We start from the raw sequence: 13,779 nt of genomic DNA on the forward strand, positions 1-13,779 counted from the left end.
AGGAATTAGGAAAAGAAATGTATAGATACCCAGTAGTCATCCATTTTCACCGAAAAAATGGGGATTATGCCGTTTGTTCATTCAGTAGAAAACAAGCAGATGTTAAAGAAAATTTGTATTATGAAAATGACTATTTTGGAGCAAAATTCTCCTTTACAGTTACAAGTGCAGAAAGGCTCGATACTCTGACCTTTTCTGTCGAAATCGATGGAAAGACAAAGGACTATCTCCTATGGTTTAACCATTATCCACTGTTGACTGAGGTTTGGATTTTGGATGGTGATGAGACAGTTTATTATTCTGAAAATCCAGCCATTACAAGTTCTTACTATAAAGATCAAAACCCGTTTGCTTTTGATAAAGCCTTTCACAGTGAAAGTTTTGATCATCATTGGGGATACCAAGGAGAGTTAGGTTATAGTATCTCAGACTACCAGACAAGCTTTAAACTCTGGGCTCCAACCGCTACAGCAGTCCAAGTGGTCGTTTATGAAAATACAAGTAACGACGCGCCGATTTGGAAAACCTTTAATCTTGAGCGTGGGAATAGCTATTCATATAGTCATAAGTACAATACCATTGGTGTTTGGAGTGTAGACTTGGATGAAAATCTTGCAGGTAAAGCCTATCAGTATCAGATTGAGTTTCCACACCACCAGACTTTGACACGAGATCCTTACACCATTGCTACAAGCCCTGACGGAAAACGTTCTGTCATCCTCTCTCAGCAAGATAGACAGGTAGAAGGATTCGAAGTTAAACATGGGACAGACGCTCCTTGGCGTTTGGAAAATCCATGTAAAGCCGTTATCTGTGAGATGCACATTCGTGATTTTACAAAATCACCGACATCTGGAGTTCCAGAAAACCTTCGAGGGACCTTCCTTGGTGCTGCCCAGACTGGAACAGTTAACCAGTATGGTCAAGCAACAGCCTTTGACTATATCAAAGAACTCGGCTGTAATTATGTTCAACTCCAACCAATCTTTGATCGCCATAAGGAATATGATGAGGACGGAAATGTAACCTATAACTGGGGTTATGACCCTCAAAACTACAATGCGCCAGAACCAAGTTTCTCTAGTAACCCAGATGATCCTGGACAGGTTATTCGAGACCTCAAGACCATGATTCAGGCATATCATGATGCGGGAATCGGTGTCATTATGGATGTCGTTTACAACCATACCTTCTCAACGGTTGATGCGCCTTTCCAGACAACTGTTCCTGATTATTACTATCGTATGAATCCAGATGGAACCTTCCAAAACGGCACAGGAGTAGGAAATGAAACCGCGAGTGAACACGAAATGTTCCGCAAGTATATGATTGACTCACTCCTTTATTGGGTGAAAGAATACAATATTGACGGTTTCCGTTTTGACTTGATGGGAATTCACGATGTCAAAACCATGCAGGCAATTCGTTGGGCACTTGATGAAGTTGATCCCCGCATTATCACCTATGGAGAAGGTTGGGATATGGGGACAGGTCTTGCACCTTATGACAAGGCCAAGAAGGACAACGCCTATCAGATGCCAAATATTGGATTCTTCAATGATGATCAGCGAGATGCTATCAAAGGAGGAGAAGTTTATGGCTCAATCAAGGCAGGATTTGTTAGTGGTGCTGCTACAGAACCGATTGTAGCCAAAGCTATTCTTGGTAGTCGAGAGTTGGGCTCATATCTTAGCCCAAACCAAGTCCTTAACTATGTGGAGGCCCATGATAATTACAACTTGCATGATTTATTGGTGACCCTTCATCCAAATCACAGTTCAGATAAGATTATGCGCCAGGTTGAGACAGCAACAGCGATGAGCATTCTCATGCAAGGGATGTCCTTTATAGAGTTGGGGCAAGAATTTGGCCGCACTAAACTCCTTGCTACTGGTGAAAACGGGGAGCTGACTGAGGCAGATAGAGAACGGGCCATGAATAGTTACAATGCTCCGGATAGTGTCAACCAGGTCAACTGGGATTTAATCAATGAGAGACAAGAGAGCATTGAATTTATTCGCCAGATTATTCGCCTAAAAACACAGACCAGTGCCTTCTCCTATCCTACATACGAAGAAGTCTATCGCCATGTCTTCGTCCATACAGCTGCTGAAAATAGTGGGTGGATTGTTTACGAAATTCACGGTGGACCAGAGCACTTATTGGTAGTCTTTAATGCGAAAGGGACTTCCTTCTACTTTGAGAATGCAGGAAATCTTGAAATGCTGGTGTCTAATAGTCGTTCTAAAGAATCAAATGTGATTGATGATACCAGTGTCGTAGTCTTAAAAGTACTCTCGTAAATTAATGTTCTGAAAAGGTTTAGATTCACTAGACCTTTTTTGATTTTTATTGAAAAACCAATATCTAATAGGAATAAAATTCAAATAATTTGAAGAATCAAGTTTGTGAAAAAAATATCAATATTTTCACAAAAAGGGTTGTAATTTTCTGAAAATTTGATAAAATAAGTTTTAATCATTTTCAGGAGGACGAGAATTTGACAAGATATCAGAATTTAGTAAATGGAGAATGGAAATCATCTGAAAAGGAAATTACGATTTATTCACCAATCAATCAAGAAAAATTAGGTACAGTACCCGCTATGAGCCAGTCTGAAGTAGATGAGGCTATGAAAGCTGCGCGTGCAGCTCTCCCAGCATGGCGTGATTTAGCACCAGTTGAGCGTGCAGCCTATTTGCATAAGACAGCAGATATTTTAGAACGTGATAAAGAAAAAATTGGTACAATTCTTGCCAAAGAGGTTGCAAAAGGGATTAAAGCAGCCATTGGAGAAGTAGTACGTACAGCAGATTTGATTCGTTTTGCTGCTGAAGAAGGTCTCCGTATTACTGGACAAGCAATGGAAGGTGGCGGTTTTGAAGCTGCAAGTAAGAACAAACTAGCCGTTGTTCGTCGTGAGCCAGTTGGAGTTGTCTTAGCTATCGCGCCATTTAACTACCCAGTCAATCTTTCTGGATCTAAGATTGCTCCGGCTCTGATTGCAGGAAATGTCGTTATGTTTAAGCCACCAACGCAAGGATCTATTTCTGGTCTCTTGCTGGCTAAAGCATTTGACGAAGCCGGAATCCCAGCAGGTGTCTTCAATACCATCACTGGACGAGGTTCTGAAATTGGGGATTATATCATTGAACACAAGGAAGTCAACTTCATTAACTTTACAGGATCAACACCGATTGGGGAGCGTATCGGTCGTTTAGCTGGTATGCGCCCAATTATGCTGGAGCTTGGCGGGAAAGATGCAGCAATCGTTTTAGAAGATGCAGATTTAGAGAATGCAGCCAATCAAATCGTAGGTGGTGCATTTAGCTACTCTGGTCAGCGTTGTACCGCTATTAAACGTGTCTTAGTTGTAGAAAGCGTAGCAGACAAGTTAGCCGAATTGCTCCAGGCCAAAGTCGCTAAGCTAACAGTCGGTGATCCATTTGACAATGCTGATATCACACCTGTTATTGATAATGCTTCAGCTGATTTCATCTGGGGATTGATCGAAGATGCACAAGAAAAAGGTGCTAAGGCTCTTACACCAATCAAGCGTGAAGGCAATCTTCTCTGGCCAGTGCTTTTTGACCAAGTTACAAGAGATATGAAAGTAGCCTGGGAAGAACCGTTTGGACCTGTTCTCCCAATTATCCGTGTCGCAGATGCGAATGAAGCAGTAGCAATTGCCAATGAATCTGAGTTTGGTCTTCAATCCTCTGTCTTTACAAATGACTTCAAGAAGGCGTTTGAAATCGCTGAGAAACTTGAAGTGGGAACCGTTCATATTAATAATAAAACACAACGTGGTCCAGATAATTTCCCATTCCTTGGTGTCAAAGGTTCTGGTGCTGGTGTTCAAGGAATTAAATATAGCATTGAAGCGATGACAAATGTCAAATCCATTGTTTTTGATGTGAAATAATCTATAAAATCAGGAAATCTTCTTCCTGGTTTTATTTTTTTTAAAAAAATACAGTTTAAAATTGTTAAAAAACGAATATTCTGGTATTATAATAAAAAAATATATGGAAATTGTTTCGTATTCTATTTTCGGGATATATTTTTTAAAATGCTCGGTAATTTTTTGAAGACTTTCATAAAAAAATATGATTTTCTTCGTAAATTACTTGAAAGTTATCTTAAAAGAGTGTATAATAGAATTATAGAAAACGCTTACAAAAGAGAGGGGGATCGAATGAATAATCAAGAAGCATTAAGAACCTTTACTACAGGTGAAAACTTTCACCTCCAGCATTATTTAGGAGCACATAGAGAGGAGAAAAACGGAGAAATTGGCTATACTTTTAGGGTTTGGGCACCAAATGCACAAGCAGTTCATCTAGTTGGGGATTTTACTAATTGGATTGAGAATCAAATTCCTATGGTTCGTAATGAAGCGGGTGTTTGGGAAGTCTTTACTAGTCAGGCTCAGGAAGGTCAGATTTATAAATATCATATCACGCGTGCAAATGGTCACCAGATTATGAAGATTGATCCGTTGGCAGTTTATTTTGAAGCTAGACCGGGTACAGGAGCAGTTCTGACCAATATCCGTGAAAAGAAATGGAAAGATGGTCTTTGGCTAGCGCGTCGCAAGCGTTTGGGATTTTTCGAGAGACCAGTTAATATATACGAGGCCCATGCAGGATCTTGGAAGAGAAATCCAGACGGTAGTCCCTATACTTTTTCGCAACTGAAAGACGAGTTGATTCCATACTTAGTTGAGATGAACTATACACATATTGAGTTCATGCCTTTAATGGCGCATCCGCTTGGTTTGAGTTGGGGCTATCAGCTCATGGGGTATTTTGCTCTAGAACATTGCTATGGACGACCTGAAGAATTTCAGGATTTTGTTGAGGAATGCCATTTAAATAACATCGGTGTAATTGTGGACTGGGTTCCAGGTCACTTTACTATCAACGATGATGCCCTTGCTTATTATGATGGAACTCCGACTTTTGAATACCAAGACCACAACAAGGCCCATAACTACGGTTGGGGAGCTCTTAACTTTGACCTTGGGAAGAATGAAGTTCAGTCTTTCTTGATTTCTAGTATCAAACACTGGATTGAGTTTTATCATTTAGACGGTATTCGAGTAGATGCGGTTAGCAACATCCTCTATCTCGACTACGATAATGCACCATGGACTCCAAATAAAGACGGCGGGAACCTCAACTACGAAGGTTACTATTTCCTTCAACGCTTAAATGATGTGATCAAGTCAGAGCACCCGGATGTGATGATGATTGCAGAAGAAAGTTCGTCAGCCACCCAGATTACTGGCTCGAAAGAGTCAGGTGGACTTGGTTTTGACTATAAGTGGAACATGGGCTGGATGAATGATATTCTTCGTTTCTATGAGGAAGATCCTATTTATCGTAAGTATGATTTTAATCTAGTGACTTTCAGCTTTATGTATGTTTTCAAAGAAAACTACCTCTTGCCATTTTCACACGATGAAGTCGTTCATGGCAAGAAGAGTATGATGCACAAGATGTGGGGCGATCGCTACAATCAATTTGCAGGCTTGCGCAATCTTTACACCTATCAAATTTGCCACCCTGGTAAGAAATTGCTCTTTATGGGAAGTGAATACGGTCAATTCTTAGAGTGGAAATCTGAAGAGCAATTAGAATGGTCAAACTTAGAAGATTACATGAACTCTAAGATGAAACACTTTACTTCGCAGCTTAATCAATTTTACAAAGACCATCGTTGTCTTTGGGAGATTGATACTAGCTATGACGGTATCGAAATCATCGACGCAGATAATAGAGACCAAAGTGTCCTTTCCTTTATTCGCAAGAGTAAAAAAGATGAGATGTTAGTCTGCATCTTTAATATGGCGCCAGTTGAACGGAAAGACTTTACAATCGGACTTCCAGTCGCAGGTGTCTATGAAGAAGTTTGGAATACAGAATTAGAAGAATGGGGAGGAGTGTGGAAAGAGCACAATCAAACAGTTCAGACTCAAGAAGGCTTATGGAAAGATTATGAGCAGACTTTGACCTTTACCTTGCCTGCCATGGGAGCAAGCATCTGGAAGATCAAGCGTCGTTTGAAACAAGCTAAGAAAAAAGAATAATGGGCTGTTGATGATATTTTTTAGTTTTTAAAAACGGATGTACTTGTATTGGACTTGAAACACAAGAGAAATGGATTTCCTATTATTTTTATAAAAAGTTTGACTTCCGACCTTCTTTCGATTTTAACGTTCACATGTCTTTATAAAGGAGTAGAAAATGAAGAATGAAATGCTAGCTTTGATCCTTGCGGGTGGGCAAGGAACACGTCTCGGAAAACTCACTCAAAGCATTGCCAAACCGGCAGTGCAATTCGGTGGGCGCTACCGTATCATTGACTTTGCTCTTTCCAACTGTGCAAACTCTGGAATCCATAATGTTGGTGTGATTACGCAGTACCAACCTCTTGCTTTGAACAACCATATTGGAAATGGTTCGAGCTGGGGATTGGATGGTATCAATTCAGGTGTCTCTATTTTACAACCTTATTCAGCCAGCGAAGGAAACCGTTGGTTTGAAGGGACTAGTCACGCTATCTACCAAAACATTGACTATATCGACAGTGTTAATCCTGAGTATGTTTTGATTCTTTCTGGTGACCACATCTACAAGATGGACTACGATGATATGCTTCAGTCCCATAAGGATAACAATGCCAGTTTGACAGTAGCTGTCCTAGACGTACCTCTCAAAGAAGCTAGCCGTTTCGGTATCATGAATACAGATGCCAATAACCGTATCGTTGAATTTGAGGAAAAACCTGCTCAACCTAAGTCTACAAAGGCTTCTATGGGAATTTATATTTTTGACTGGAAACGGCTTCGCAATATGCTTGTTGCTGCTGAAAAGAGCAATGTGGATATGTCAGACTTTGGTAAGAACGTTATCCCTAACTATCTCGAGTCTGGTGAAAGTGTCTATGCTTATGAATTTAATGGCTACTGGAAAGACGTTGGTACGATTGAGTCACTTTGGGAAGCTAATATGGAGTACATTTCACCAGAAAACGCCTTGGATAGTCGCAATCGTCAGTGGAAAATTTACTCTAGAAACTTGATTTCACCACCAAACTACTTTGGTGCGCATGCACACGTTGAAGATTCATTGGTCGTGGATGGCTGTTTTGTAGATGGAACGGTAAAACGTTCGATTCTTTCAACAGAAGCACAAGTACGTGAAGGTGCTGAGGTCGTTGATTCCGTTATCATGAGCGGGGCTATTATTGGCCATGGAGCAAAGATTACTCGTGCTATTATTGGTGAAGGTGCCATTATTGCAGACGGCGTAGAGATTGACGGAACTGACGTAGTACAAGTAGTAGGATACAATGAAGTAGTGGGGGTAGCAACAGATGAAGATTGATAAATATTCAGCCATTTTAGGAAACACAGTTGGTTTTCATGATATGTCAACGTTAACAGAACACCGTCCGGTAGCTAGCTTGCCTTTCGGTGGGAAATACCGTTTGATTGACTTCCCTCTTTCCAGTCTTGCAAATGCAGGTGTTCGTAGTATCTTTGGTATTTTCCAACAAGATAATATCAGCTCAGTTTTTGACCATATTCGTTCAGGTCGTGAGTGGGGCTTGTCAACCCTTCTAAGTCACTACTATCTAGGAATTTACAATACTCGTGTTGAAAGCAGTACAGTTGGAAAAGAGTATTACCAACAGCTTCTTACCTATTTGAGACGTTCAGGTTCAAATCAAACCGTTTCGATTAACTGCGATGTGCTGGTGAATATTGACTTGAATCAAGTCTTCCACCTACACAATACAACGAATGGTCCGATCACAGTTGTATATAAGAAACTTCCAAAGAAAGACATTTCTGATGTGAATGCTATTTTGGAAATTGATGAAACAGACCATGTTCGTTCGCACAAACTCTTTGATAACAAATCTACGGATGAACTCTTCAACATGTCTACAGATATCTTTGTTGTGGACACTCCTTGGTTGATTGAACGACTTGAAGAAGAGGCTCAGAAAGAATATCCTGAAAAGTTGCGCTATGTTCTCCGCGATTTGGCTGTTAAAGAAGGAGCTTTTGCTTACGAATACACAGGCTACTTAGCAAACATTCATTCTGTTCAGTCTTATTATCAAGCAAATATTGATATGCTTGAATCTAAAAAGTTCTACTCACTCTTCTCACCAAATCAAAAAATTTATACCAAAGTTAAGAATGAAGAACCAACCTACTATGCGAACACTTCAAAAGTAAGTACTTCTCAGTTTGCTTCTGGTAGTATCATTGAGGGTGAGGTAGTTCAGTCAGTCCTATCTCGTAACATTTATGTTCACAAGGATAGTGTGGTGAAGGACAGCATTTTATTCCCTCGTGTTGTGATTGGTCAAGGTGCCCGAGTTGAATATGCTATCTTGGACAAGGGCGTTGAAGTTGCGGACGGTGTTGTCATTCGAGGCACAGCAGAACATCCAGTTGTAGTTAAGAAGGGTGAAACAGTAACAGAGGACATTTATTCATGAAAATTTTATTTGTAGCGGCAGAAGGAGCACCCTTTTCAAAAACAGGTGGTTTGGGCGATGTCATTGGCGCACTTCCCAAATCACTTGTAAAAGCGGGGCACGAAGTTGCAGTTTTCTTGCCTTATTATGATATGGTAGAAGCTAAGTTCGGAGACCAGATAGAGGATGTTCTTCACTTTGAAGTTAGTGTGGGATGGCGTAGACAGTACTGTGGTATTAAGAAAACGGTCTTGAATGGGGTTACCTTCTACTTCATTGATAATCAGTATTATTTCTTCCGTGGTCATGTGTACGGTGATTTTGACGATGGCGAACGCTTTGCCTTTTTCCAACTGGCTGCTCTTGAAGCTATGGAACGCATTGGCTTTATCCCTGACCTTCTCCATGTTCATGATTACCACACTGCCATGATTCCCTTCTTGTTAAAAGAAAAGTACCATTGGATTCAAGCATATCAAGGAATCAGAACCGTTTTAACCATTCATAATTTGGAATTCCAAGGTCAATTTTCTGAAGGAATGTTGTGGGATTTGTTCGGTGTTGGGTTTGAACGCTATGCTGATGGGACCCTTCGCTGGAATGATTGTCTCAACTGGATGAAAGCAGGTATTCTCTACGCGGATCGTGTCTCAACCGTTTCCCCTAGCTATGCGCACGAGATTATGACCAGTCAGTTTGGTTGCGGTTTGGACCAGATTCTTCGCATGGAGTCAGGTAAGGTTTCAGGTATTGTCAATGGTATTGACGCAGATCTTTATAATCCTCAAACAGACCCACTTTTAGACTATCATTTTGATAAAGAAGATTTGTCTGGAAAAGCTCAAAACAAAGCAAAATTGCAAGAGAGAGTTGGGTTACCTGTACGAGCAGATGTTCCTCTAGTTGGGATTGTCTCTCGTTTGACGCGCCAAAAAGGTTTTGATGTTGTTGTAGAAAGCTTGCATCGTTTCTTACAGGAGGACGTTCAAATAGTCCTTTTAGGAACAGGTGACCCAGCTTTTGAACATTCTTTCTCTTGGTTTGCGCAAGTCTATCCTGACAAGTTATCAGCAAATATCACTTTTGACGTCAAACTTGCTCAAGAAATCTACGCAGCTTGTGATCTCTTCCTCATGCCGAGTCGTTTTGAACCATGTGGTTTGTCCCAAATGATGGCGATGCGCTATGGAACTCTACCATTGGTTCATGAGGTTGGTGGTTTGCGTGATACAGTTCAATCCTTCAATCCAATCGAAGGAACTGGTACTGGATTTAGCTTTGACAATTTAACACCATACTGGCTTAACTGGAGTTTCCAAACAGCCTTGGATGTTTATAAGAATCAGCCAGACGTTTGGAAAAATCTACAAAAACAAGCTATGGAATGCGATTTCTCATGGGATACAGCCTGCAAATCTTACCTGGACTTGTACCGTAGTTTAGTCAACTAATAGATAAAATCGTATGATTCTTTCATACGATTTTTGGGCTGTTTAGAAAGGAAAGTTTATGTCTCAAGTAAAAGGCTTGTGTGTCATGGACGTTGACGGCACTCTGATAGCAGAAGAGGTGATTGATCTTTTAGGAAAAAAAGCAGGTTGCGAAGAAGAAATATCGCAGATTACAAGCCAGGCAATGCGAGGCGAACTGGACTTTGAAACAAGCTTACGAGCGAGAGTGGCTTTGTTAGAAGGTCTTCCGATTTCAGTCTTTGATACTGTCTTCAAATCCATTCATCTGTCCAAGAATGCTCAAGAATTTATCTCCATACTTCAAAAGAAGGGCATCCTAGTCGGTCTAGTGTCTGGTGGATTTGCACCAATAGTTGAAAGATTAACAAAGTCTCTTGGGATCACTTATTACTCTGCAAATCTGTTAGAAGTCAAAGACGGTTTTTTAACAGGTCGACTAGTTGGTGAAATTGTGACAGGTCAAGTAAAAAAAGCCACTCTTGAGAGATGGAGAAAGGAATTAGAACTGCCCAAAGAAAGAACGATTGCTATCGGTGATGGTGCTAACGACCTCTTGATGTTAAAGTCAGCAGGATGTGGTATTGCATTTTGTGCCAAAGAGGTCGTAAAAACAGAGATAGCTTGTCATGTAGATACGAGAGATCTTTTAGAAGTTCTACCTTTGATTGATTTCTTAGAATGAGAGGGAACTATGAAAATTGTAATTGCACCTGATTCTTTTAAAGAAAGTCTGACGGCAGAAGAGGTCTCTCAAGCTATAAAAAGAGGTTTCGAGAAAGCAATTCATGGTGTAGTTTGTTCTCCATGCCCAGTTGGTGATGGAGGCGAAGGAACTGTGGATGCGATTCGACATTCTCTTGAACTCAAAGAAAAATGGCAAGAGGTTACGGGACCTTTTGGCCAAAAAGAAGCCATGCGCTACTTTCAAAAAGGTCAAATAGCGCTCTTTGAAGTTGCTGACTTGGTTGGTCTTGGGAAGATTCCGCGGGAGAAACGAAATCCCCTCCACATCCAAACTCAAGGTATTGGAGAGTTGATTCGCCATCTCATTGATCAAGGGATGAAAGAAATCTATATCGGAGTTGGTGGTACGGCTAGTAATGACGGTGGGATAGGCATTGCTGCGGGTTTAGGTTATCGTTTTTATGATAAGAATGGAAAGGAATTGCCAGCTTGTGGTCAGACTTTGCTTGAGTTTGAGTCAGTTTCAGACAGCGAGTTGTATAGGATTCCTGAAGATGTGAAAATCCGCATTTTAGCAGATGTCGTGAGCCCTTTATGTGGTCATCAAGGAGCGACCTATACATTTGGAAAACAAAAGGGCTTGGATCCTGCTTTGTTTGAGACAGTAGATCTGGCTATACAGGAGTTCTATGAAAAATTTTCACCATCAACCCTGTCTCTCAATGGAGCAGGAGCCGGCGGTGGGATTGCGGCTGGGCTCTGTTCCTTTGCTGAGGCCACTATCGTATCTGGAATTGACACTTGTTTAGATTTGATTGATTTTGATAAGAAAGTTGCAGGGGCAGACTTGGTTATCGTTGGAGAAGGCAGACTGGACAGTCAAAGCTTTGTTGGAAAAGCTCCTATGGGAGTAGCAAAAAGAACCCCTAACGGAGTTCCTGTTATTGCTATTTGTGGTAGTCTTTCCGAGGATTTACCTTCCCTACCATTCGAAAATATACAAGCTGTCTTTTCTATTTTAGAGAAAAGTGAACCTTTGGAAGATAGTTTGAAAAATGCAAGTCTCTATTTGGAGCACACAGCTACTAATATTGGCCGTTTATTAAACATGAGAAATCATTAACCAAACCATTTTTTCCAGATGGATTTTTTAGGTGGCTCAGCCTTTTTCTCCTCCCAAAGACTTGAAAATGCAAGTCTAAGGTCCTTTTCTTCTACTTGAACAGGTTCATTTGTATGAATGACAAGACCGAAAGGAGAGGTGATATGATCATCTGAAACAATAGTCGCCTGACAGTTGCTTTCCTTTGCTTGCTTTAAGTAAAAGACCTGTTTGTCAAACTCGATATTTGGTGAAATCTTCACAAAAAGTGCCTCTACCTTTTCTTGAAAACCCTCTAAAATAGAGAAAAATCCATGTTCTAATTCAGGACTATTGGCAGTACTGATATCCGCGTAGCCAAGAACTCTTTCCTCGAAAGTGCCGAGATAGCGGCGTTGTTCGTCAGGGTTTAATTTCGGCCCACCATGAGCTTTTTCTAGTAGTTGTTTTGATAAATCTGTCATAAAAACAGTATATCACAAAAATCGCAAGAAAACAGATAAAAGAAAGCGATTACTTTATAAAGTTAAGGAAAATTTGCACAAAGATAACGTTTTTTCTTGAAAAACGCTTATTTTTAAGGTATCATAGAGGTGTAAAAAATTTAACTCAAAGGAGAGTAAAAAATGTCAATTATTACTGATGTTTACGCTCGCGAAGTCCTAGACTCACGCGGTAACCCAACACTTGAAGTAGAAGTTTATACTGAATCAGGTGCTTTCGGACGTGGTATGGTTCCATCAGGAGCTTCTACTGGTGAACACGAAGCAGTTGAACTTCGCGACGGTGACAAATCTCGTTACGGTGGTCTTGGTACACAAAAAGCTGTTGACAACGTAAACAACATCATTGCTGAAGCAATCATCGGCTACGATGTACGTGACCAACAAGCTATCGACCGTGCTATGATCGCACTTGACGGTACTCCTAACAAAGGTAAATTGGGTGCAAACGCAATTCTTGGTGTGTCTATCGCTGTAGCTCGTGCTGCTGCTGACTACCTTGAAATCCCACTTTACAGCTACCTTGGTGGATTCAACACTAAAGTTCTTCCAACTCCAATGATGAACATCATCAACGGTGGTTCTCACTCTGACGCTCCAATCGCTTTCCAAGAATTCATGATCGTACCTGCTGGTGCACCATCATTCAAAGAAGCTCTTCGTTGGGGTGCTGAAATCTTCCACGCTCTTAAGAAAATCCTTAAATCTCGTGGTCTTGAAACAGCCGTAGGTGACGAAGGTGGATTCGCTCCTCGTTTCGAAGGAACTGAAGACGGTGTTGAAACTATCCTTGCTGCGATCGAAGCTGCTGGATATGTTCCTGGTAAAGACGTATTTATCGGATTTGACTGTGCTTCATCAGAATTCTACGATAAAGAACGTAAAGTTTACGACTACACTAAATTCGAAGGTGAAGGCGCTGCTGTACGTACTGCTGCAGAACAAATCGACTACCTTGAAGAATTGGTAAACAAATACCCAATCATCACTATCGAAGATGGTATGGACGAAAACGACTGGGACGGTTGGAAAGCTCTTACTGAACGTCTTGGTGGTAAAGTTCAATTGGTTGGTGACGACTTCTTCGTAACAAACACTTCTTACCTTGAAAAAGGTATTGCAGAAGGTGCTGCTAACTCAATCCTTATTAAAGTTAACCAAATCGGTACACTTACTGAAACATTCGATGCTATCGAAATGGCGAAAGAAGCTGGTTACACTGCAGTTGTATCACACCGTTCAGGTGAAACTGAAGATTCAACAATTGCTGACATCGCAGTTGCAACAAACGCAGGACAAATCAAGACTGGTTCACTTTCACGTACAGACCGTATCGCTAAATACAACCAATTGCTTCGCATCGAAGACCAACTTGGTGAAGTAGCTGAATACCGTGGATTGAAATCATTCTACAACCTTAAAAAATAATCTAGTTCAGTGAACAAGGTTTGAAGCCCCTCGGATTTTTTCCGAAGGGCTTTTTTCTGTTCAAGGGGATAAGAAAGGGGCAGAGTTT

The 13,779-nt window shown here is 40.8% G+C and carries 10 protein-coding genes; 9 read left to right on the plus strand and 1 reads right to left on the minus strand.

Annotated elements, in window-relative coordinates; genetic code table 11:
- The first annotated feature begins 17 nt into the window (after positions 1–17).
- The 8 genes from pulA (at position 18) to HMPREF1516_RS09350 (ending at position 11,781) form a co-directional block, all read left to right on the plus strand.
- Positions 18–2,303, plus strand: coding sequence for a type I pullulanase (gene pulA / locus HMPREF1516_RS09315; RefSeq protein ID WP_000286531.1), 2,286 nt, complete (start codon positions 18–20; stop codon positions 2,301–2,303).
- 197 nt (positions 2,304–2,500) lie between these two features.
- Positions 2,501–3,925, plus strand: a complete 1,425-nt coding sequence (locus HMPREF1516_RS09320; RefSeq protein ID WP_000199365.1) for an NADP-dependent glyceraldehyde-3-phosphate dehydrogenase — start codon at positions 2,501–2,503, stop codon at positions 3,923–3,925.
- 273 nt (positions 3,926–4,198) lie between these two features.
- A complete protein-coding gene (glgB, locus tag HMPREF1516_RS09325; RefSeq protein ID WP_033606411.1) occupies positions 4,199–6,094 on the plus strand; it encodes a 1,4-alpha-glucan branching protein GlgB in 1,896 nt (631 codons plus the stop codon).
- Positions 6,095–6,251: 157 nt separating this feature from the next.
- On the plus strand, positions 6,252–7,394 hold the full coding sequence (locus HMPREF1516_RS09330; protein ID WP_033606414.1) for a glucose-1-phosphate adenylyltransferase: 1,143 nt from the start codon (positions 6,252–6,254) through the stop codon (positions 7,392–7,394).
- Positions 7,384–8,523: a glucose-1-phosphate adenylyltransferase subunit GlgD gene (gene glgD / locus HMPREF1516_RS09335; RefSeq protein ID WP_000687056.1), complete on the plus strand. Its 1,140-nt coding sequence runs from the start codon at positions 7,384–7,386 to the stop codon at positions 8,521–8,523. The genes HMPREF1516_RS09330 and glgD overlap by 11 nt, the downstream gene beginning before the upstream one ends.
- A complete protein-coding gene (gene glgA, locus HMPREF1516_RS09340; RefSeq protein ID WP_033606415.1) occupies positions 8,520–9,953 on the plus strand; it encodes a glycogen synthase GlgA in 1,434 nt (477 codons plus the stop codon). Before glgD ends, glgA begins: the two co-directional genes overlap by 4 nt.
- A gap of 58 nt (positions 9,954–10,011) precedes the next feature.
- Positions 10,012–10,656, plus strand: coding sequence for a phosphoserine phosphatase SerB (gene serB, locus HMPREF1516_RS09345; RefSeq protein WP_033606417.1), 645 nt, complete (start codon positions 10,012–10,014; stop codon positions 10,654–10,656).
- Between the two features lie 9 nt (positions 10,657–10,665).
- Positions 10,666–11,781, plus strand: coding sequence for a glycerate kinase (locus HMPREF1516_RS09350; protein ID WP_033606418.1), 1,116 nt, complete (start codon positions 10,666–10,668; stop codon positions 11,779–11,781).
- Here the strand turns inward: HMPREF1516_RS09350 and HMPREF1516_RS09355 are convergent.
- Positions 11,778–12,224, minus strand: a complete 447-nt coding sequence (locus tag HMPREF1516_RS09355) for a DUF1694 domain-containing protein (protein ID WP_000131096.1) — start codon at positions 12,222–12,224, stop codon at positions 11,778–11,780. The genes HMPREF1516_RS09350 and HMPREF1516_RS09355 overlap by 4 nt on opposite strands.
- Positions 12,225–12,386: 162 nt before the next feature.
- Here HMPREF1516_RS09355 and eno point away from each other — a divergent pair, with 162 nt between their 5' ends.
- On the plus strand, positions 12,387–13,691 hold the full coding sequence (gene eno / locus HMPREF1516_RS09360; protein ID WP_000022821.1) for a surface-displayed alpha-enolase: 1,305 nt from the start codon (positions 12,387–12,389) through the stop codon (positions 13,689–13,691).
- Positions 13,692–13,779 lie beyond the last annotated feature (88 nt).

The sequence above is a fragment of the Streptococcus sp. CM6 genome (assembly GCF_000526095.1).
Classification (GTDB): Bacteria; Bacillota; Bacilli; order Lactobacillales; family Streptococcaceae; genus Streptococcus; species Streptococcus oralis_BW.